General features: G+C 41.3%; 24 protein-coding genes and 2 riboswitches. Of the genes, 20 read left to right on the top strand and 4 right to left on the bottom strand.

What is annotated here, in order from left to right; genetic code table 11:
• Positions 1–325 precede the first annotated feature (325 nt).
• From ACIQXV_RS19195 to yunB, 18 genes are all read left to right on the top strand, one after another.
• The gene (locus tag ACIQXV_RS19195) at positions 326–682 is read left to right on the top strand and encodes a toprim domain-containing protein (RefSeq protein ID WP_402961138.1); all 357 of its coding nucleotides are present in this window, start codon (positions 326–328) and stop codon (positions 680–682) included.
• A gap of 6 nt (positions 683–688) precedes the next feature.
• On the top strand, positions 689–997 hold the full coding sequence (locus ACIQXV_RS19190) for a thioredoxin family protein (RefSeq protein ID WP_402961136.1): 309 nt from the start codon (positions 689–691) through the stop codon (positions 995–997).
• A gap of 476 nt (positions 998–1,473) precedes the next feature.
• A complete protein-coding gene (locus ACIQXV_RS19185; protein ID WP_402961134.1) occupies positions 1,474–2,730 on the top strand; it encodes an MFS transporter in 1,257 nt (418 codons plus the stop codon).
• A gap of 124 nt (positions 2,731–2,854) precedes the next feature.
• Positions 2,855–3,211 (top strand): hypothetical protein, encoded by a 357-nt coding sequence (locus ACIQXV_RS19180; protein ID WP_402961132.1) that lies wholly within the window; start codon positions 2,855–2,857, stop codon positions 3,209–3,211.
• 80 nt (positions 3,212–3,291) lie between these two features.
• A riboswitch (SAM riboswitch) is annotated at positions 3,292–3,393 on the top strand.
• Between the two features lie 61 nt (positions 3,394–3,454).
• The gene (locus ACIQXV_RS19175; RefSeq protein WP_402961130.1) at positions 3,455–4,771 is read left to right on the top strand and encodes an O-acetylhomoserine aminocarboxypropyltransferase/cysteine synthase family protein; all 1,317 of its coding nucleotides are present in this window, start codon (positions 3,455–3,457) and stop codon (positions 4,769–4,771) included.
• A 133-nt stretch (positions 4,772–4,904) separates the two neighbouring features.
• Positions 4,905–5,014, top strand: a riboswitch (SAM riboswitch).
• A gap of 194 nt (positions 5,015–5,208) precedes the next feature.
• On the top strand, positions 5,209–6,234 hold the full coding sequence (locus ACIQXV_RS19170) for a methionine ABC transporter ATP-binding protein (RefSeq protein WP_402961128.1): 1,026 nt from the start codon (positions 5,209–5,211) through the stop codon (positions 6,232–6,234).
• Complete coding sequence (locus ACIQXV_RS19165) at positions 6,227–6,892, top strand: methionine ABC transporter permease (RefSeq protein WP_402961126.1); 666 nt, start codon at positions 6,227–6,229, stop codon at positions 6,890–6,892. Before ACIQXV_RS19170 ends, ACIQXV_RS19165 begins: the two co-directional genes overlap by 8 nt.
• Positions 6,893–6,908: 16 nt before the next feature.
• The gene (locus tag ACIQXV_RS19160) at positions 6,909–7,736 is read left to right on the top strand and encodes a MetQ/NlpA family ABC transporter substrate-binding protein (RefSeq protein WP_402961124.1); all 828 of its coding nucleotides are present in this window, start codon (positions 6,909–6,911) and stop codon (positions 7,734–7,736) included.
• 389 nt (positions 7,737–8,125) lie between these two features.
• On the top strand, positions 8,126–8,911 hold the full coding sequence (gene sufC, locus ACIQXV_RS19155; RefSeq protein ID WP_402961122.1) for a Fe-S cluster assembly ATPase SufC: 786 nt from the start codon (positions 8,126–8,128) through the stop codon (positions 8,909–8,911).
• Positions 8,912–8,932: 21 nt separating this feature from the next.
• Positions 8,933–10,237, top strand: coding sequence for a Fe-S cluster assembly protein SufD (gene sufD / locus ACIQXV_RS19150; protein ID WP_402961120.1), 1,305 nt, complete (start codon positions 8,933–8,935; stop codon positions 10,235–10,237).
• Positions 10,237–11,466 (top strand): cysteine desulfurase, encoded by a 1,230-nt coding sequence (locus tag ACIQXV_RS19145; protein ID WP_402961118.1) that lies wholly within the window; start codon positions 10,237–10,239, stop codon positions 11,464–11,466. The genes sufD and ACIQXV_RS19145 overlap by 1 nt, the downstream gene beginning before the upstream one ends.
• Positions 11,456–11,893 carry a Fe-S cluster assembly sulfur transfer protein SufU gene (sufU, locus tag ACIQXV_RS19140; RefSeq protein ID WP_402961116.1) on the top strand — a complete coding sequence of 146 codons (438 nt, stop codon included), beginning with the start codon at positions 11,456–11,458 and terminating at the stop codon, positions 11,891–11,893. The genes ACIQXV_RS19145 and sufU overlap by 11 nt, the downstream gene beginning before the upstream one ends.
• Positions 11,894–11,943: 50 nt before the next feature.
• A complete protein-coding gene (gene sufB, locus ACIQXV_RS19135) occupies positions 11,944–13,341 on the top strand; it encodes a Fe-S cluster assembly protein SufB (protein WP_402961114.1) in 1,398 nt (465 codons plus the stop codon).
• A gap of 284 nt (positions 13,342–13,625) precedes the next feature.
• On the top strand, positions 13,626–14,471 hold the full coding sequence (locus tag ACIQXV_RS19130) for a DUF72 domain-containing protein (RefSeq protein ID WP_402961112.1): 846 nt from the start codon (positions 13,626–13,628) through the stop codon (positions 14,469–14,471).
• A gap of 83 nt (positions 14,472–14,554) precedes the next feature.
• Positions 14,555–15,376, top strand: coding sequence for a sulfite exporter TauE/SafE family protein (locus ACIQXV_RS19125; RefSeq protein ID WP_402961110.1), 822 nt, complete (start codon positions 14,555–14,557; stop codon positions 15,374–15,376).
• Between the two features lie 3 nt (positions 15,377–15,379).
• A complete protein-coding gene (locus tag ACIQXV_RS19120; protein ID WP_402961108.1) occupies positions 15,380–16,744 on the top strand; it encodes a bifunctional metallophosphatase/5'-nucleotidase in 1,365 nt (454 codons plus the stop codon).
• A 49-nt stretch (positions 16,745–16,793) separates the two neighbouring features.
• Positions 16,794–17,096, top strand: a complete 303-nt coding sequence (locus ACIQXV_RS19115; RefSeq protein WP_402961106.1) for a YunC family protein — start codon at positions 16,794–16,796, stop codon at positions 17,094–17,096.
• 128 nt (positions 17,097–17,224) lie between these two features.
• Complete coding sequence (yunB, locus tag ACIQXV_RS19110; protein ID WP_402961104.1) at positions 17,225–18,004, top strand: sporulation protein YunB; 780 nt, start codon at positions 17,225–17,227, stop codon at positions 18,002–18,004.
• 26 nt (positions 18,005–18,030) lie between these two features.
• Here yunB and ACIQXV_RS19105 read toward each other — a convergent pair whose 3' ends face one another.
• Entirely contained in the window at positions 18,031–19,026 is a 996-nt protein-coding gene (locus ACIQXV_RS19105; protein WP_402961102.1) for a M23 family metallopeptidase, read from the bottom strand.
• Between the two features lie 135 nt (positions 19,027–19,161).
• Positions 19,162–19,305: a hypothetical protein gene (locus ACIQXV_RS19100; protein ID WP_402961100.1), complete on the bottom strand. Its 144-nt coding sequence runs from the start codon at positions 19,303–19,305 to the stop codon at positions 19,162–19,164.
• Between the two features lie 48 nt (positions 19,306–19,353).
• Between ACIQXV_RS19100 and lipA the strand changes: the two genes are divergently transcribed.
• Complete coding sequence (lipA, locus tag ACIQXV_RS19095; protein ID WP_402961098.1) at positions 19,354–20,274, top strand: lipoyl synthase; 921 nt, start codon at positions 19,354–19,356, stop codon at positions 20,272–20,274.
• Positions 20,275–20,313: 39 nt separating this feature from the next.
• Here the strand turns inward: lipA and ACIQXV_RS19090 are convergent, their stop codons facing one another.
• Positions 20,314–20,955, bottom strand: coding sequence for a YhcN/YlaJ family sporulation lipoprotein (locus ACIQXV_RS19090; protein ID WP_402961096.1), 642 nt, complete (start codon positions 20,953–20,955; stop codon positions 20,314–20,316).
• Between the two features lie 117 nt (positions 20,956–21,072).
• Here ACIQXV_RS19090 and ACIQXV_RS19085 point away from each other — a divergent pair, with 117 nt between their 5' ends.
• The gene (locus ACIQXV_RS19085; RefSeq protein WP_402961094.1) at positions 21,073–21,348 is read left to right on the top strand and encodes a YutD family protein; all 276 of its coding nucleotides are present in this window, start codon (positions 21,073–21,075) and stop codon (positions 21,346–21,348) included.
• 23 nt (positions 21,349–21,371) lie between these two features.
• On the opposite strand, the gene ACIQXV_RS19080 is transcribed toward ACIQXV_RS19085, so the two are convergent.
• Positions 21,372–21,668, bottom strand: a complete 297-nt coding sequence (locus tag ACIQXV_RS19080; RefSeq protein WP_402961092.1) for a cytosolic protein — start codon at positions 21,666–21,668, stop codon at positions 21,372–21,374.
• Positions 21,669–21,703: the final 35 nt, after the last annotated feature.

The following is a 21,703-nucleotide window of genomic DNA, read 5'->3' as shown; positions in this document are numbered from 1 at the left end:
GAATAATGGCCAATTTAGTTTCAGTTGTAAATTTAGTCATAAAAAAACTGCACCTCCAATTGTTAGAGTGTGTCTAACAATTGGGGTGCAGTTCAGTAAGGGTGCTTTTTCTCTTAAATTTCCACTTTTTCTTCTACTAAAATGGGGAAGTCTATAATAAAATGAAGAGTACAACGGCTGCAACCTAGAGCGGAGCAAAAACCTATTTTTATTATGACAATAATGCTATAGTTAACATACTGTGGTTCCTCGTAAGAAGAGGCACACGAAATCAATATTTTAGAATATGTTAACATAAACAACTTCTATTACAGGTGATGTGGATATGAATGATTCGTATGTTGACAAAGTTCTTATTGTCGAAGGAAAATCGGATAAAAATAAGGTAAAGAGTATTGTAAAGGAACCGGTTGAAATCATTTGTACAAATGGTACCATCAGTCACACGAAATTGGATGAATTGATTGATTTTCTTGAAGACAAGGATGTCTATATTCTGGTTGATGCTGATGCTGCCGGTGAGAAGCTTCGCAAACGGTTTAAACGGGAGTTTCCACAAGCTGAACATTTATATATTGACCGAATGTATCGCGAGGTAGCAACTGCGCCAGTGCACCACTTGGCGACTGTTCTCCTTGGGGCGAATATCGATGTTCATACTGAGTTTTTAGAAATGGGATAATTGGTTATGAATGAATGGAATCGAAATGAGCTGGCAGCTTTTCTCGAACATGATGAAAGCGGGCTATTATATTTTTATACACCGTTATGCGGCACCTGTCAGGTTGCTTCAAGGATGCTACTAGTACTTGAGGAACTGATAGATGTAAAAATGGGAAAAATGAATTTGAATTTTTATCCAGATTTAGCAGCGGATTTGGCGATTGAAAGCGTACCATGCCTGTTAGTAATTCGGAATGGCATAGTTGTTGAAACCTTATACGCGTTTCATTCTGTCCCATATTTGCTTGAAAAAATAAAAGAACATCTAACCTAAGCAGATGCAAATTGCATTTGCTTTTTTGATTTTAGATCAGGCCGTTGATTAAAGTAATCGGTCAAATCCGATTGGCGAGTAAAATGAGGAAGTTGACGAGTAAATCGGAGAAGTTGACGAGTAAATCGTCTAAAGTGACGAGTAAAACGGAGAAGTTGACGAGTAAATCGTCTAAAGTGACGAGTAAAACCAGAATTTAGACGAGTATTTTGATCAAAGTGACGAGTAAACCCCCATCCACCCCCAAAAAGGTAACTTAAAAGGAACCATTGATGGAAATCCCCGACAAAAACAAAGGAAAATTACCTAAGCCCGACTTCATCGCCAGGCTTTTTAGTAATCCATAGGCGGAATTCGTAAGATTTTGAAGAAAAATAAATTTCTTTAGAAAAATTCAAACCTTCCCCATTTACAAAATATTCTCTCTTGCATTATGATACTTAGGGATACGAAATAACCTAAGGGGCGAAACCAAAATGGCCTTCTATCATAACTGGGCAGCACAATTTAAAACATATAATCGAAACATTAAGTTAAGCTTCATGGCTAATATTTTCACACAAATTGGTCTTGGTATTTTTATGGTCATATACAACTTTTATATTCGTAAACTCGGATACACAGAGGCGGTTAATGGCCAGGTCATTGCGATGACTTCGCTGGCAACAGCCATTATTTTAGTACCGGCAGGACTCATAAGTGATCGCTTCGGGCGTAAGAAAATTTTCTTTTACGGTATCCTTGTCTCCGGAGCAGTTTTGCTTTTAAGGGGTATTTTTTCCACACAAGGGGTGTTAATCTCGCTTGCCTTTACCAGCGGTCTGACAATGGCTTTCCTGCAGGTATCAGGCATCCCGTGGCTCGCCGAAAATTCAACTGCTGAACAAAGAGTGAATTTATTTAGTCTTCATTTTGCTTTTATGACAGCAGCGAATGTTGTCGGTAACCTTTTAGGAGGCATGTTAACAGACCTATTTTCCTTCTTTGCCAGCGATATAAATAGCATTCGTTATACACTGATCATCGGGGCTGTCATTTATTTATTTGGGATTATTCCTACAACGAAATTTAATGAACTTCCGAAACCAAAGCCAACAGTAAAAAAGGCCTCAGCACTTGCATGGAAAAATGATGGGATGAAGTTGATTGTCTTATTCGCGATTGCACAGCTATTGATCGGCTTTGGAGCAGGGCTTGTGATTCCATATTTAAATCTGTATTTTGCTGACCGATTTAGCGCTTCAACAACATCAATCGGTTTAATCATCTCACTTGGGCAGGCGGCAACGGCCTTAGCGATGTTTATCGGGCCGCAGGTCGTCAAAAAAGTCGGCGATGTCAAGGCAGTGGTCTATCTCCAGCTTGCATCCCTCCCATTCCTATTATTAACTGCATATACAGAACATTTATGGCTGGCGGCACTTGGTTTCCTATTCCGCCAAGCCTTAATGAATGCCGGCAACCCAATTCAAATGTCGTTAATGATGTCGAAAGTAAACGACTCGATGAAGGGCCTCGCGAATTCTGTTAACCAAATGGTGTTTAATTTGGGGTGGGCCTTCATGGGGCCGGTTTCCACCGGGATTGTTGTCAAATATGGCTCGTATTGGGGCTATGCCTATGTATTTACAATCACTGCGACATTATACCTAGTCGGTTCCGTTTATTTCTTCCTAGTATTTAAAGGCTTCTCTGTGAAAAAGGAAATGTCAGCATCCGCCAAAATTTCATGAAGATACGACATATTTCTCAGGAAATACCGAAAACTCCCTATAATATTGTCGAGTGATAATAAAAGGATTCCGCCTCTTCTTGCTGAATTAGATATCTATAAGCAAGCAGACCGGAGTGGTGGAAATGATTGAAGCAGTAAATACATTTCTTGTGAAAATCAAAGAGCAGGGGCATGTTCTTCCTTTGATTCATCAAGCGGATTTACAAATTAACCTTCGATGTGAGGGAGAGACCGTTCAGTTATTGATCAAAAACGGCTGCATCATGTGCATGCAAAATTCAGAAGCACAACCGGTGAAATACGAGATTAGCGGGTCCCTAAACGCTATGAAAAAGTTGCTAGAAGGGACCCAAAGGCTTCGGGTTCTCGAACAGAAGGGGCAGCTAAAAGTTACAGCACCATTAAGAGCCACTCTTTTACTAGAATCCATCTTCTTTTTAACAAAAGCACAGGACCACCAGCATGCAAAAATAATTTAAACAAAGCTATTGACTCGGAATTAAATATCCTGTAATGTATTATTTAAATATTCTATCAATAAAAACAATTCAATAAAGCATTCTTATCAAGAGTGGCGGAGGGACTGGCCCTTTGAAGCCCGGCAACCGGTTTGTTCACGGTGCTAATTCCAGCAGAGCCTCCAAGCTCTGGAAGATGAGAAGAGAGAACCCCTCTTCTTATGAAGTGGGGTTTAATTATTTTACAAATGAGGAGGAAGAGAAATGGCAGAAAATCAAAAGAAGTATCGTTTTGAAACATTGAGTGTTCATGGTGGTTTGGCTCCGGATCCGGTAACAGGTGCTCGCGCAGTTCCAATTTATCAAAACAACGCCTATCAATTCAAAAATACCGAACATGCGGCAAACCTTTTCAGCTTAGCGGAACCTGGGTACATATATACTCGGATTCACAATCCGACCACTACGGTTTTTGAAGAAAGAATATCGTTATTAGAAGGAGGCGTTGGTGCACTTGCTGTTGCTAGCGGCATGGCTGCCATCACGCTCGCGATTTTAAACATTGCCGAGGCAGGGGATGAGATTGTCTCTGCATCGAACCTTTATGGCGGAACGTATAATCTATTTGCTGTTACCCTTCCTAAATATGGAATTAATGTGAAGTTTGTCAACCCGGATGATCCGGAAAACTTCCGGTCGGCGATTACAGAAAAAACAAAGGCTGTTTTTGCGGAAACGATTGGTAATCCTAGCTTGCGTGTGCTCGATATTGAGAAAGTAGCGGAAATCGCTCATGATGCAGGGGTACCATTAATTATTGACAACACCTTTGCTACTCCATATCTTTGCCGGCCAATCGAATTCGGTGCCGATATTGTCGTGCACTCGGCAACAAAATGGCTGTTGGGAAATGGGACATCTACAGGAGGCATCATTGTGGATGGCGGTAAGTTTGATTGGAATTCACCGAAATTCCCGGGCTTTACGACACCGGATGCCAGCTATCATGATCTTGTTTATGCGGAAGCGCTCGGTGCCATTGCCTATATTATTAAAGCACGCGTGCAATTATTGCGTGATCTTGGCCCTGCGCTAAGCCCGCAAAATGCCTTCCAATTCACGCTTGGACTCGAGACACTTCATGTCCGGATGAAGGAGCATGTGGCCAATACAAAGCAAGTGGTTGAGTATTTAGAAAACCATCCTGCCGTGGACTGGGTTTCCTATCCGGGTCATCCATCACACCCAGACCAGAAGCTCGCGAAAAAGTATTTACCTAAAGGTGCGGGTTCTATGGTTATTTTTGGCATTAAGGGTGGAAAAGAAGCAGGCGCTAAATTGATTGATTCGCTGTCACTTTGGGCGCATGTGGCCAATGTTGGTGATGCAAAAAGCTTAATCATTCATCCGGCAAGTACGACGCATCAGCAATTAGATGCGGAAGGACTTAAAGCGGCAGGTGTATCAGAGGATTTAATTCGACTTTCGATCGGAATTGAAAATGTTGAGGATTTAATCGAGGATCTCGAATCAGCGATTGAAGCTGCAACAGGCTTGGCTTCAGTGAAGGCAAATGCCTAAAATTTCCTAAATCTATTTTTTCGAGAATAAAGAATTTTTCGTTGACACCCCTTTTTATCCGTGATACGATAGCATTTGTAAAATAATTCACTTAAACAATTTAACGTGTTAATTGAATATAGAATGCTGTTAGCTCTTATCAAGAGAGGTGGAGGGATGTGCCCGATGAAGCCCGGCAACCGTCAATATTATTTATTGAAATGGTGCCAATTCACACAAAGCGTTTGCTTTGGAAGATGGGAGAAAGGTCTAGTTCGTGATGCCTTTCTGCCTGCGCAGAAAGGCTTTTTGTTTTGGGATAGGAAAGTATAAATTTCGACTTTGGAAATTGTCTAGCTAGAAGCCTCCCGCATTTTATTTTTCCAAAATATTTTCGCCTAAACAGTCAAACCTATATTTAAGTAACTGGTAATCAGGATAAGAAGCAGGTGATTCAAGTGATTTCAATAAAAGATGTTCATAAGATATATCCCTCCAAGCAAGGGGAGCTAAAGGCCGTCGATGACGTGAACCTTGAAATACAAAATGGAGAAATTTTCGGTGTGATTGGTTATAGCGGTGCCGGAAAAAGTACCCTGATTCGGATGTTAAATGGCCTGGAGCTGCCGACTGATGGAAGTGTCACGGTTGCCGGCCGAGTGATTTCGAAAATCAAGGGAGCTGAACTTCGAAAAGCGCGTCAGGAAATTAGCATGATTTTCCAACATTTTAACTTGCTGTGGTCAAGAACAGTTAGTGAAAATATTGCTTTTCCCCTAGAAATTGCCGGAGTTAAGGGGCCACAAAGAAAGGAACGGGTCGAAGAGTTGATTAAGCTGGTTGGACTGGAAGGCCGAGAAAATGCTTATCCATCACAGCTAAGCGGCGGACAAAAGCAGCGGGTTGGGATTGCTAGAGCTCTCGCAAATAATCCAAAAGTATTGTTATGTGATGAGGCAACTTCAGCCCTCGATCCGCAAACGACAGATTCGATTTTAGAATTGTTAGTTGATATCAATAAACGGCTCGGGTTAACAATTGTCTTAATTACCCATGAAATGCATGTCATTCGTAAAATCTGTCACCGGGTAGCAGTGATGGAAAGCGGCCGAGTGGTAGAGCTTGGTTCCGTGCTTGATGTCTTTAAAAATCCGCAGCAGCCAATCACCAAACGGTTTGTCCAGCAGGTAACAGAACCGGAAGAAACGAAAGAAACAATCGAACATTTACTTAAACTTTATCCGTATGGACAAGTGGTTCAGCTCTCGTTCATCGGGGAAGCAGCTGAACAGCCATTAATCACAAACATAATCCGGGATTTCGATGTTGTTGTAAATATTCTTCAAGGGAAAATTTCGCACACGCAAAACGGATCATACGGAACATTATTTATCCATTTGGATGGACAAGCTAGCGAAATACAGCAAGCCATCGATTATATTCACTCCCAGCAAGTTGGCGTGGAGGTGATCAGTAATGGCTAATTTTATGGAAATGGTAAAGTGGGAAAATTTAATAGAAGCAACACGTGAAACCATTTATATGACTTCCATTTCCGTGTTTGCGACATTTATTTTAGGATTATTCCTGGGTCTATTGTTGTTTTTAACGGATAAAGGTAATATTTGGGCTAATCGGCCTGTTAACGTCGTTATTGCCGGCTTTGTTAATATTTTTAGGTCTATCCCCTTTATTATCTTAATTGTTTTATTAATTCCATTTACAAAATTATTACTTGGGACTATGCTTGGTGCAAATGCTGCGCTCCCAGCCCTTATTATTGGAGCAGCTCCTTTTTATGCTCGTATGGTAGAAATTGCCCTAAGGGAAATCGATAAAGGTGTTATTGAAGCATCGCAATCGATGGGAGCAACACATGGTCATATCATTTTTAAAGTATTGATACCTGAATCTTTACCGGCATTAATTTCAGGGATTACCGTCACAGCTATTTCGCTAGTCGGCTTTACCGCGATGGCTGGGGTCATTGGATCCGGTGGACTTGGGCATTTTGCCTACCTTGAAGGTTTTCAGCGCAATAGACCAGTTGTTACGTTAGTTGCAACGATTGCGATATTAATTTTGGTTTTTATCATCCAATTTGTTGGAGATTATTTTACAAAGAAAACAGATAAACGATAACTGGAGGAGTTAAATAATGAAAAAATTACTAAGTGTTCTTTTTATTGCGTTCGCAGTGTTTGCCCTAACAGCGTGCGGCGGGGAAAAAAATGATACTGCTAAAAAGGATGGTAACAAGAAATTAGTCGTTGGTGCATCTGCTGTACCGCATGCGGAAGTGCTAGAAGCGGCAAAACCTTTATTAAAAGAAAAAGGCATTGACCTGGAAATCAAAGTTTTCCAAGACTATATCCTTCCAAACGTAGCGTTACGAGATAAAGAACTCGACGCAAACTATTTTCAAACACCAGGGTATTTAGACCTACAAATGAAAGAAAATAAGGATTTTAAATTTGTAAGTGTTGGTGAAATCCATAAGGAACCAATCGGAATTTATTCTAAAAAATATAAAAGCTTAAAAGACCTTCCAAAAGGCGCAAAAATTATTATGAGTGATTCACTTAGTGACCACGGACGTATTTTACCGATTTTTGAAAAAGAAGGTTTAATTAAGCTTAAAGAAGGCGTTGGCGCGAACGCAAGAGTTGAGGATATTGTTGAAAATCCAAAGAACCTTGATTTCTCCACTTTAATTGAAGCAAAATTATTAGCCTCTTCTTTCGAAAGTGGTGAAGGTGATGCGGTCGTCATTAATACGAACTACGCATTAGAAGGCGGTATTGATATCGGCAAGTATGGAATTGCCTTTGAAGGCAATGACGTTGTACCGGCAAACCTTGTGGTCGTACGTTCAGAGGATAAAGACCGTAAAGACATCAAAACGCTTGTAGAAGTTCTGCATTCAAAAGAAATTCAAGATTTCATTCTAGATAAATACAAAGGTGCGGTAACGGTTGCTGAGTAATATATAAATAGGTAGAAAGACAGAAGCCAGTGATCCCCTCACTGGCTTTTCCTATTTCGAATGGAGCAGGCCATTACATACATGAATCCTTCTTATTGGGTAAAAATAGAAAGGATTTTACCCGTGAATACTGTTGGAAATGTCCAAAAAATGAGGTATGATTTTAAACGGGCCCATTTTACATAATGGTTTATTGACTGAATTTTCCCAAAAACACACTCTCATTCTCATTTAGAGTCTGCTTAATGAAAATAATAACATTGTTTTTACTGTTTAGGAGTTGCTAATACATTTCATTTGTTATAAGATTGTAATGAGAATAAAATGAGAATAGAACATAGACCCATTGGGTCTACAAGATACAAAACTTTCTTTTCGGAGGTATAGATATGGCTGGATCAACTTTAACGATCAAAGATTTACATGTAGAAATTGATGGGAAAGAAATTTTAAAAGGTGTAAACCTTGAAATAAAGGGCGGCGAAATCCACGCGATCATGGGTCCAAACGGTACTGGTAAATCCACGTTATCATCGGCGATCATGGGGCACCCAAAATATGAAGTAACTAGCGGAAACATTACGTTAGACGGACAGAATGTCCTTGAAATGGAAGTAGATGAACGCGCGCGTGCAGGTCTATTTTTGGCGATGCAATATCCAAGTGAGATTAACGGCGTAACAAATGCCGATTTTTTACGTTCAGCACTCAATAGCCGCCTTGGCGAAGGAAATGAAATTTCGCTTATGAAGTTCATTCGTAAAATGGATAAGCAAATGGAATTCCTTGAAATGGATCTTGATATGGCACAGCGCTATTTAAATGAAGGTTTCTCAGGCGGAGAGAAAAAACGTAATGAAATCCTGCAATTAATGATGTTAGAACCCAAAATTGCTATCTTGGATGAAATCGACTCCGGCTTAGACATCGATGCCCTTAAGGTTGTTTCTAAGGGAATCAATGAAATGCGCGGCGAGGAGTTCGGCTGCTTAGTCATCACCCACTATCAACGTTTGTTAGACTATATCACTCCTGACCATGTGCACGTTATGATGCAAGGCCGTATTGTGAAATCAGGCGGACCGGAGCTGGCACAACGCTTAGAAGCAGAAGGATATGACTGGATCAAGCAAGAGCTTGGAATTGAAGATGAAACAGTTGGGCAAGAAGCGTAAGAGAGTGTTAGGAGGATTAAAATGACAACAGAAACAAAATTACCATTTGATCAGGGGTTTGTCAGTTCTTTTTCAAAAGAAATGAACGAGCCAGCGTGGTTTGAAGAGTTTCGTCTAAAGGCATTAACTGAGTTCGAACAACTGCCAATGCCTAGACCAGATAAAACGAAAATAGATAAATGGAATTTCACCCAATTCAATCAGCATACTGTAAAAAGCGATGTATATGCATCGCTTGCGGATCTTCCTGAAGATGTGAAGGCTTTAGTGAATGCCGAAATGAAGAATTTATATATTCAACACAACCAAACTCCTGCTTTTTTATCTTTATCAGAAGACTTAAAGAGCAAAGGTGTTATTTTTACAGATATTTTTACAGCAGCAAGGGAACATGGAGATTTGTTGAAAAAGTATTATATGACGCAGGCCATTAACGTTGATGAGCATCGCTTAACTGCGCTCCATGCGGCACTTGTAAATGGCGGGGTTTTCTTGTACATTCCAAAAAATGTGGAAATTACTGAACCTATTCAGGCTGTTTATGTACACGATGATGTGGAAGCTAATCTGTTTAACCATGTGATTGTAGTCGCAGACGACAATAGTTCGGTAACATACGTAGAAAACTACATTTCCACAATGGAAGCCTCTAATACTTTGGTTAATATCTTGAGTGAAGTCATTGCGAATGTAAATGCAAGGGTTCAATATGGTGCTGTTGATACTTTGGCTAAAGGAATTACCACGTATGTGAATCGCCGCGGTGTTGCCGGCAGAGATTCCCGAATTGAATGGGCACTTGGTTTGATGAACGAAGGAAATACGATCTCGGAAAACACAACAAATTTACTTGGTGATGGTTCAAATGGCGATACCAAAACAGTTGTTGTCGGACGCGGGGATCAAACTCAAAACTTTACCACCAAAGTGGTTCATTTCGGAAAGCATACAGTAGGGAATATTTTAAATCATGGTGTTGTAAAGGACAGTGCGACATCGATTTTTAACGGAATTGGCAAAATTGAACATGGAGCATCTAAATCCGATGCAGAACAAACATCACGTGTTCTAATGCTTAGTGAAAAAGCACGCGGCGACGCTAATCCGATTTTGCTGATTGATGAAGACGATGTTGTCGCTGGTCATGCTGCCTCTGTAGGCCGCGTCGATCCAGTTCAATTGTATTACCTCATGAGCCGCGGTATAACCAAAACAGAAGCGGAACGTTTAGTCATTCATGGCTTCCTTGCACCAGTTGTTAAACAACTTCCGATTGAAGGAGTAAAGAAACAACTGACTGAAGTGATTGAAAGGAAAGTACGCTAATGAATATCCAGGATATTCGCAAACAGTTTCCAATACTAGATCAAGAAGTTAATGGCAAGCCACTCGTGTACTTGGACAGTTCGGCAACATCGCAGAAGCCGCTCCAAGTCATCGAGGCGGTTGAAAAATATTATCGTGAAATTAATTCCAATGTCCATCGCGGTGTGCATACACTCGGAACAAGAGCAACGGATGCGTACGAAGGGGCACGGGAAAAGGTTCGTAAGTTTATTAATGCGAAATCGACACAGGAAGTTATTTTTACCAGAGGGACAACGACTTCGATTAATACGGTTGCAGCAAGCTATGCGGCCGAAAATGTAAAAGAAGGCGACGAAATTGTTATTACCTTTATGGAGCACCATAGTAATATCATTCCTTGGCAGCAGGTAGCGCGTCGGACAGGTGCCCAGTTAAAGTACATCCCGCTGCAAGAAGATGGCACGATTTCACTTGATGATGTTCGTGCTACCATTACACCAAACACAAAAATTGTGTCTGTCATGCAGGTATCGAACGTACTTGGCGTGATTAATCCTGTTAAAGAAATTGCCCGGATTGCCCACGAAAACGGCGCAGTCATGGTTGTCGATGGTGCACAAAGTGCCCCGCATATGAAAATTGATGTGCAAGATTTGGATTGTGATTTCCTTGCTTTTTCCGGACACAAAATGTGCGGCCCGACCGGCATTGGTGTTCTTTATGGCAAAAAACATCTGCTTGAAAACATGGAGCCAATTGAATTTGGCGGTGAAATGATCGATTTCGTCCATTTACAAGAATCGACATGGAAAGAACTTCCGTGGAAATTCGAAGCCGGGACACCGATTATTGCCGGTGCTGTTGGTCTTGGGGCCGCCATCGACTTTTTAAATGAAGTGGGCTTAGACAATATTGCCGAGCATGAACATATGCTTGCTGCCTATGCGTTAGAAAAATTGTCCACGGTTGAAGGAATGACCATTTATGGACCGCTTGATGCGGCCAAGCGTGCAGGGCTTATTACTTTTAATATTGATGATGTTCATCCACATGATGTGGCAACAGTGTTGGATGCGGAAGGAATTGCGGTCCGCGCCGGACACCATTGTGCCCAGCCGTTGATGAGATGGCTTAAAGCCACTGCAACAGCGCGTGCAAGCTTCTATTTATACAATACTGAAGAGGATATTGATAAACTCGTTGAAGGGCTTGTCAAAACAAAGGAGTATTTCAGCGATGTCTTCTAATTTAGATGCACTTTACCGAAGAGTGATTATGGACCATTATAAAAAACCTCGCAATCGCGGCGTTTTAGAAGATGGCAGCCATACGATTAATATGAATAACCCTACCTGCGGCGACAGGATTCAATTAACTTTTAAAGTTGTGGATGGAGTTGTCGAGGATGCCAGGTTTGAGGGCGAAGGCTGTTCGATTTCCATGTCATCTGCTTCGATGATGACGCAGGCGATTAAAGGGAAAAAAGTCGATGATGCTTTGATGCTCTCAAAAATCTTTTCCGATATGATGCAAGGAAAAGAGTTCGATGAAGACGTCGATTTAGGCGATATCGAAGCACTTCAGGGTGTCTCCAAATTTCCGGCTCGCATCAAATGCGCGACATTAGCGTGGAAGGCCATGGAAAAAGGGTTGAAGGAAGAGGAACAAAAATAAAACGTTGGGGTGCCGTATAGCCCCTTCGTTGATGAAGGAGGAACACGACGATGGCGAAAAAGATGCCTGAAATCGGTGATTATAAATATGGTTTTGCCGATAAAGACGTTTCCATATTCCGATCAAAACGTGGCTTAACACGTGAGATTGTTGAAGAAATTTCAAAAATGAAGAGTGAACCACAATGGATGCTCGACTTCCGCTTAAAGTCACTTGAGCATTTTTATAAAATGCCAATGCCACAATGGGGCGGAGATTTAAATTCATTAAACTTTGACGAGATTACTTATTACGTTAAGCCGTCAGAGAAATCCGAGAAATCATGGGATGAAGTACCGGAAGAAATTAAAGCAACCTTTGATAAACTGGGAATTCCTGAAGCAGAGCAAAAGTACCTTGCCGGGGTTTCTGCGCAATATGAATCAGAGGTAGTTTACCATAACATGAAGGAAGACCTTGAAGAGTTAGGAATTGTCTTTAAGGATACAGATTCCGCTTTAAAGGAAAATGAAGATATTTTCCGCGAGCACTTTGGAAAAACAATTCCGCCAACTGACAACAAATTTGCGGCTCTTAACTCAGCTGTTTGGTCCGGTGGATCATTTATTTATGTGCCTCCTGGTATAAAAGTGGATACGCCGTTACAAGCCTATTTCCGGATTAACTCCGAGAACATGGGTCAATTCGAACGGACACTGATTATCGTTGATGAAGGGGCAAGTGTCCATTACGTAGAAGGCTGTACGGCACCGGTTTATACAACAAACTCACTACACAGTGCCGTTGTTGAAATCGTTATTAAAAAGAATGCATACTGCCGTTATACAACGATTCAAAACTGGGCAAACAACGTTTACAACCTTGTAACTAAGCGCGCTGTCTGTGAAGAAAACGCAACGATGGAATGGATTGATGGTAATATCGGTTCCAAATTAACAATGAAATATCCTGCAGTTATTTTAAAAGGCGAAGGCGCCCGCGGAATGACGTTATCAATTGCGATTGCCGGTAAAGGCCAGCACCAGGATGCCGGAGCAAAAATGATTCATTTAGCTCCAAATACATCTTCAACCATTGTGTCAAAATCGATTTCGAAGCATGGCGGTAAAGTAACCTATCGCGGCGTGGTTTCATTTGGACGTAAAGCTGATGGTGCCCGTTCCAATATCGAATGTGATACGCTGATTATGGATAATCAATCAACATCTGATACCATTCCATACAACGAAATCTTAAATGACAATATCTCGCTTGAGCACGAAGCAAAGGTTTCTAAAGTATCTGAAGAGCAGCTCTTCTACTTGATGAGCCGCGGTATCTCTGAGCAAGAAGCAACAGAGATGATTGTTATGGGCTTCATCGAGCCATTTACAAAAGAATTACCAATGGAATACGCCGTTGAGATGAATCGCTTGATTAAGTTCGAGATGGAAGGCTCCATCGGTTAATATTTTTGAAAAATTAACCCGCTTGCTGCGTTAGCAGGCGGGTTTTTGCTGTTGGAAACTTGGATATGTGAAGTTAATTGGCGGATAAGTGTTGCCAATTGGCGGAAGCACTTGTAATCAGCGGATAAACGAGGCCAATCAGCGGATAAGCCTCTCCAATCAGCGGATAAACTCCGCCAATAAGCGATAGAGCATCGCCAACATGAAAAAATTACGCTTTTCGAAGAATCTACCATACGATGCAAAAATGGTTATGCTATTATTAATAAATGGAGGTGAGTTTCTTGAACTATATCGGTGTAACAGGCTGGGGCGACCATGATAGCTTATACCCGAAACAAACTTCGCCACGAGATAAGCTAAAAGTTTATGCAGGTCATTTCCCACTAGTCGAAGTCGATGCGGCCTTTTACGCGATACAGCCGAAGCGAAATGCTGAAAAGTGGGTCAATGAAACACCGGCAAGCTTCCAGTTTATCGTAAAAACCTATCAAGGGATGACCGGCCATCAACGTGGCGAAATTCCTTTTGAAACGAAACAAGCGATGTTCAAAGCCTTTAAAGAGTCGCTAGAACCCTACATACAGCACAACAAATTGGCTATGGTCCTGTTTCAATTTCCACCATGGTTTGCCTGTAAACGAGAAAATGTTGAGTATTTAAGATGGTGTAAACGTGAAATGGAGAAAATACCCTGTGCTTTAGAATTTAGGCATCAATCATGGTTCACACCGCAATACCGCCAACAAACGCTCGATTTTATGAAAACAGAAAACTGGATTCATAGTATTTGTGACGAACCGGAATCCGGCGAAGGATCGATTCCGATGGTACTTGAGGTGACTGACCCACAAAAAGTCCTTGTCAGATTTCACGGCCGCAATGCACATGGCTGGCAAAAGCGAAATGCCGAGAACTGGCGAGAGGTTCGCTACCTATATCGCTATAACCAACAGGAGCTGCAAGAATGGGCTGATCACGTTGAAAGACTAGCTAAGGAATGCGAAAACGTGTATCTCCTGTTCAACAACAACTCTGGCGGCGATGCGGCTGACAATGCCAAAGAAATGATGAAGCTATTACAAATAGAATATGAGGGGCTCGCTCCAAGACAGCTGGATTTATTTTAAAAATCGACTTAATCGAGAGAAGTCCACATTTTTCAAACAACAGATTATTGCTTAACCACACAGACACTAGAAGGTGAAAATAAATGGAATGGATTATATTAGTTTTAGTAGGGCTGGCTGCGAGCTCATTGGGTTCGCTGATTGGCATGGGGGGAGGCATTATTGTTGTCCCTGCGTTGCTTTATTTAGCAACATTGTCAACATTCAGCCACCTTACACCACAGGTAGTGGTGGGAACTTCCCTCTTCACGATGATTTTTACTGGGCTATCCTCGACGTTAGCCTATATGAAACTTAAAACGGTGGATTACAAAAGCGGATTTATCTTTCTGATCGGTAGCGGTCCGGGAAGTATTCTGGGAGCGTGGATAACGGAAAAATTAGATTTGCACTCCTTCAATATTTATTTCGGCATTTTTATTCTTTTTGTTTCCCTTGTATTGGTGGTCAAAGATAAATTAAAGCCACTTCCCTATCGGAAGGATAAAGGTATTATTCGTACTTTTACCGACAATAGCGGAAAAACTTTCGAATATGGTTTTAGTCCAATCATCGCCGTCATCATTTCCTTTATTGTAGGATTTTTATCGGGTATTTTTGGGATTGGCGGCGGCTCGCTAATGGTCCCAACGATGATCCTGCTGTTTTTCTTTCCACCACATGTGGCAACGGCAACGTCTATGTTCATGATTTTACCAACATCAATCTTAAGCTCCATCACCCATATTACCTTGGGAAATGTCAATTGGCTATATGCATTGGCCTTGATCCCTGGTGCCTGGATTGGTGCAAAGGTTGGCGTATTTTTAAATTCAAAACTAAAGAGCAAAACGATTGTCATGATTATCAGAATTATCCTTGTTGTGGTAGCGATTCGCCTAATTTATCAAGGGTTTGCAGGGTGAAAAATGGAATCGATCTATATTTACCATACAAATGATCTTCACAGTCACTTAGAACATTGGCCGCGGATTCAGCAATTTCTCATGGAAAAAAGAGAAATTCACCAACAACATGATGAGGATGTCTTCCTCTTTGATATCGGTGATTTCATCGATCGTTGGCATCCGTTTACCGAGGCTACGAAAGGACAGGGAAATATCACCCTCTTAAATGAGTGCCAATTTACGGCAGCAACGATAGGGAATAACGAAGGGGTAAACCTTCCCTTTGAAGATTTAAATCAGCTATATGAGAATGCCCAGTTTGATGTTCTTGTCGCAAATCTTTTTCAAAAAAATGGCGTTTATCCTGATTGGGTAAAGCCATATAAGATTTATCATACAAAACAGGGAACCCGGGTGGGGGTAATTGGCCTTACTGCATACTTCTCTCATCTATATGAATTGCTTGGCTGGAAGCTGACAGAACCGATTTCTGAGCTGCAGAGGTGGCTTGCACCCTTAAAGGAAGAAGCGGATTTCATCATCCTGCTGTCCCATCTGGGCATCCATGATGATGAACGCATTGCAGCGGAATTCCCTGAAATCGATGTTATTTTAGGTGCACATACCCATCATTTTTTTGAAAAAGGAGAGCTTGTGGGTAGTACACTTCTTGGTGCGGCGGGAAAGTATGGCTATTATGTTGGTCAGGTGGCCATTCACCTTAATGAAAAAAAGGCTGTGACCCATAAGGAAGCGATTCTTTATGATGTTAAGGAGCTTCCGGCACCAAGAAACGAACAGGAGCGAATAGATACTTTTTTTAAAAAGGGTAAGGATTTATTAAATCAAAGAGTTACGACTCTCAGTGAACCACTTATTCACGATCCATTTCAGGAAACGAATTTTTCACGTTTGCTTTCGAGGACATTAAGAGAATGGTGTAATGCTGACTGTGCCATGATCAATGCGGGGCTCCTGTTAGGAACATTATCCGGAGAAGTAACCATTTACGATTTACTCGAGGTTTGTCCACACCCGATTAATCCGTGTGTGGTGGAACTGACTGGGCTGGAGCTTCAGACGGTATTATCGGAGACAAAAGACGAAAGCTTACCGCATAAGCAAATTAAAGGGCTCGGTTTTAGAGGGACCGTTTTAGGTGTGTTTGTATATGATGGTATTTGTTTTGAGAAGGATACCATTTTTATTAATGGCAGCGAAATTGATCATGGAAAAAACTATACATTCGCCTTGCCGGATATGTTTACCTTTGGTCATTTTTTCAAAGAAGTACTTCCTTTTAAGCAGAAGAACTATTTCCTGCCGGAATTTTTGCGGGATTTATTAAAATGGAAGTTAGAGATGCAATCCTTGCCCATCACGTAATTTCCCTCGTTATCATACTTTGATAGTGAGGAAAGGAGTGTGGGACCCTTTGATTGAGCTTTCACCAATTGAAATAAACGGCCATACTTTCGTGGCTGTAACTGTTTTACTTCCAAAAACCACCCTTTTAACGGTGTCAAATGATAAAGGATATATTATGTGCGGTGCTTTAGATGTTGGCTTATTAAATGAAAAATTAAAGGATCGCAAAATCATTGCCGGCCGTGCCGTAGGAGTGAGGACCATTGATCAACTCCTTAATGCCCCTTTAGAGTCCGTGACCGTAGAGGCAGAGGAATTAGGAATCCATCAAGGCATGATTGGGAAAGATGCCTTGTTAAAAATGGTGTAAAAGCTTGCTTTTAAATAGCAGGCTTTTTTTATTCCGAGTAAGCGCCCAATCCCTAAGAAGCTTGCGCATTTTTTATTGGGCTAGTTCCTCTTTTTCAAGCATACACATAGCTTGAAGGGGGGATTTTTTTGGCGAAATTCCGACGACGGCGGTTTTTCAAGCGGGGCCCGCTGCCATTTAGATATGTGATGCTGCTGACTTTTGTTTTTTTCCTATTCTCTACTGCTGCCAGTTTAATGCTTGTAAACAAGGGAATTGAGCCGGCCTTAATGAGATATGCTGAATCCGAAACCCGTAATATTGCTTCCCTTGTTATAAGTAGAGCCATCACAAAACGGACGACCAATGTGGGGGAAAATAATGAAGTTATTAAAATAACGGAAAGCAGTGATGGAAAAAAACAAAACGCCGAATTAAATACTGATTTAATCAATCGGGTGTTGGCGGAAACCACTGCCCAAATTCAAAAGAATTTAAAAACAGCCAAGAAGGGGGATATTGCCTTATTAGAATCAGATGTGGAAATTGAAACAGAAAATACCGGGAAAGAAGATGGAATTGTCTGGTATGTGCCATTAGGCCAGGCCACCAATATTTCATTATTAGGGAATATTGGACCAAAAATTCCGGTGAAATTCCATGCGATTGGTGAAGTGGAGCCGGATGTTCATATTGAACCTAAAGAAATGGGAATCAATAGTGTCTGGATCCAGGTCTCTGTTGAAATTGAAGTATCTGTTCAAATTATTACTCCATTTGCAACAAAAATTACGAAGTTAAAACAAAGCATTCCGGTTGGGGGAAGATTGGTAGAAGGGGAAGTTCCACAATTTTATAACCATGGCGGAAGCTTAACACCTTCCATTCAAATCCCGGAAAAGAAAACCGAAACGAAAAAAGGAAATTAAAAAGGACTATCCTCGGGAGGATAGTCCTATTTCCTTTTCATATTCATCCGCTCGAGGCGCTTCCATTTTGCTAAATGCGGATAGGGGTCAAAGGACCATTCTGTAATGCCATTGTCCTTATACATTCCGTAATGTAAATGAGGCGGGAATTTCCCCGAAGTTCCTGGAGGGCCGTATCCCGAGCTCCCTACACCGCCAATAACCATTCCGGGCTCAACAATTTGGCCGACTCTTAAATCTTTGGCAAAACCGCTCAAATGGGCAAAGTAATGATAGGTGTTATTAATGTCGCGGATGCCGATTCTCCAGCCGCCAAATTTGTTCCATCCCTTCATTTCAATAATCCCATAGCTTGTGGCACGCACTGGGACCCCGTATCCGGCGAAAATGTCGGTACCTTCATGGATCCTTCTTCCGCCCCAGCCCCGGGCATCTCCCCAGGTGCTGCGGTAGCTGTGATTGCTGTGAAGTGGAACGGGGAAGACCTGTTTATCTAGATCAATCCGGCCAAAATGACGGTAAATTTTTGCCTTTCCTGCGATAATTCCCACCGTTTTATCGCGATGATAATAATTCCATAAACCGATTTTTAGATTATCTTGATCTACTCCGTATGAAAGAAGATGATTTGCAAACGCATATAAAACATCCTCATCACTCTTTAAGCTCGCTTTTCCATCCCCATCTCCATCGACACCGATTCCATTAAAAAACTGAATGATGGCTGGATTTTCTTCCGAAAGGTTAGGGTTTGTCAAACCGGACCATTGTTCAGGCTTGAAATAAATTGAAATGGTACTATCCGGCTTTGGTAAATCCCTGCGTGCAAAACGGATGCTTCTTTCATATTGATCAACAGCCGCTAAATAATACCAAGGAATTTGAGTAATCGTTTCAACTTTTTTATAAAGCTTCATTCTTTCCTGATAGGGATCAGGTTCTTCTTTTGCATGAGCATCCCTGACAGACAATGTAGAAGTAAAGAGTAAAAGGATAGTTCCAATAATGAGAACAGCCCGCAACAGGAATCCTCCTTCCAATTAATGTACAAGGTTAGTTTATGATTATTAGACCATTTCATTAGGGTTAATAATTGGTAATCTAAAAAAGCAGCAATAATTGAGGTTTGACGGAATCCATGCCCAGTTCGACGGAACTCATGCAACAGTTGGCGGAATTAGATCGTAGTTTGGCGGAAATCCTTCCCAAGTTGGCGGAATCCCAATAAAAAAGTAGGACAACTTCGAAATAGCTTGATCTTGTTGGCTTGTCGTTCCTATTCCAGTATGATAAAGTGACAACAGAAGAACTCATTGATCATACATAATGAATTGTTAAGGGGTGTAAGAATGAGTAAAAAAGAAGAAATTTTACGTAAGCCAGAATGGCTAAAAATAAAGCTCAACACGAATGAGTCTTATACAGGCTTAAAGAAAATGATGCGTGAAAAAAATCTTCATACGGTTTGTGAGGAAGCACGATGCCCGAATATTCACGAATGCTGGGCGGAAAGACGTACGGCAACCTTTATGATTCTAGGAGATACTTGTACACGTGCCTGCCGCTTCTGTGCGGTTAAAACAGGGCTGCCAACAGAGCTTGATTGGCAAGAGCCGGAAAGAGTCGCTGATTCTGTACAATTGATGAACCTAAAGCATGTCGTTGTTACAGCAGTAGCCCGCGATGATTTAAAGGATGGCGGGGCAGCTGTTTTTGCTGAAACGGTTCGGGCGATTCGCCGGAAAAGTCCATTTACAAGTATCGAGGTACTGCCTTCTGATATGGGCGGCAAGGAAGAAAATTTACGGATATTAATGGATGCGAAACCTGATATTTTGAATCATAATATTGAAACGACAAGACGGTTAACACCAAGAGTCAGAGCTCGTGCGAAATATGATCGCTCGCTGGAGTTCCTCCGCCGTGCAAAAGAAATGGAGCCGAGCATTCCAACAAAATCAAGCTTAATGATTGGTCTTGGTGAAACAAAAGAAGAAATTTTGGAAGTAATGGATGATTTAAGGGCTAACAATGTTGATATTATGACGATTGGCCAATACCTGCAGCCAACAAGAAGTCATTTAAAGGTTGAAAAATACTATAGCCCTGCTGAATTTGCGGAATTGCAGCAAATCGCGATGAGCAAAGGCTTTAGCCACTGTCAAGCAGGCCCGCTTGTTCGCTCATCCTATCATGCCGATGAACAAGTCAATGCAGCAGCGAAGCATAAACAATTGCTTGGAGAAATAGAAGCAAAAAAAGAAGCGTAAAAAGAGTTCAGCCCTTTACTTAGGGGCTGAACTTTTTCTTTAGCGGTTTAGCCGTTTTATATTTTGGTCATCCGGTGTCACACCATTCGCGTCTTCATTCGAACTCATTCGCGTACCTTGTGGGGATTTTTTCATTTGTGTAATAAGCCCGTTTACCAAATTGCGGGCGTTCCTGCTTGTTGAATCAGTGTTAGCCAGGTTTTCGACATCACGCATCAACACTTTATTGTCTGTTACATACACATGGTAATATCTTGGCACAACCGACATCGCTGTCTGTTTTACTTGGTCAGCGGTTAGATTGCGGTCTTTTGAATCAGTACTGTAGGCAATTAACACTTCTTGGTCTGTTATAAGTGTTGCAACATCATTTACGTTAGGAATACTTGTGCTTTGCTTGCTAATAATGTTAGCAACCTGCTCACGGTCAAGAGCTGCGTAATGATTATTTCCCTTATTATCATTCATCACTGGACTTTTTTGGTGGCGGACAAAGCCATAATTGTTGCTGACGTTACGAACTCCTCGGCTTGCACCTTCATTGTAAAGTTCATGCCTTTTGTTATTGACGTTTATGGTATTGCCGCTTTCATCATAAATATCGTTGCTCGCAGTATCCTTTGAGCATCCTGTTAACGCAGTTATCGTGCATAATCCAGCGATTATGATTAATTTTTTCAATTACAACACCTCCTTTTATTAGAATAGCCAAAGGTAGGATTTTTTTTCTTAGTAATTGATGGGGAATCGGTTATAATGGGTATTAGGTATTTACTGGGTTAGATGAGGTGAATGAGGATGATTGTGATCAACAATACCGCATATGAAATTCTGCAGGAATATCGGAATGCGTATAATGAGGAAGCCTTTAAAGCAAGGTATAGTGATATTTTATCGAGGTATGATTATATTGTTGGCGATTGGGGTTATGGCCAGCTGCGTCTAAAGGGTTTCTTCGATGATCAAAACCAAAAGGCTACATTTGATACAAAAATAAGCACACTGAGTGAGTACTTATATGAATACTGTAATTTCGGCTGTGCCTATTTTGTTTTAAAAAAGGCAAAAAAATGAGAAGGGTCAAGAAACTGACCTTCTCATTTTTTTTTCTGGACAGAATAGGGCGGCTGAATGTCTGTATCCGAATCATCATGGGGTTGGTGGGCACCCTCCATTTGCCGCGGTAAATCTTCATGAAGTGATTTGAATTCGTAATTAAAGGCACTATATTTTCGCTGACCATCTTCCCAAGGGGTGCTCTTATTTTGGACAGGCTCATCTTTCCGAATAGTGGAACCATAGGGGCCTTCCGGAAATTCCTGGGCAGTGAGGAAATCGTGTTGTTTCTCAACCGTTGATAATTCCGTATATTTTTCAGCGTCTTTATTTCCCATGCTGTCACTCCTTTTCCCTTAGTATTGCAAGGCGG

The organism is Neobacillus sp. NPDC097160, from assembly GCF_044762155.1.
Classification (GTDB): Bacteria; Bacillota; Bacilli; order Bacillales; family Cytobacillaceae; genus Neobacillus.
This window is presented reverse-complemented; position numbering and strand designations above follow the sequence as displayed.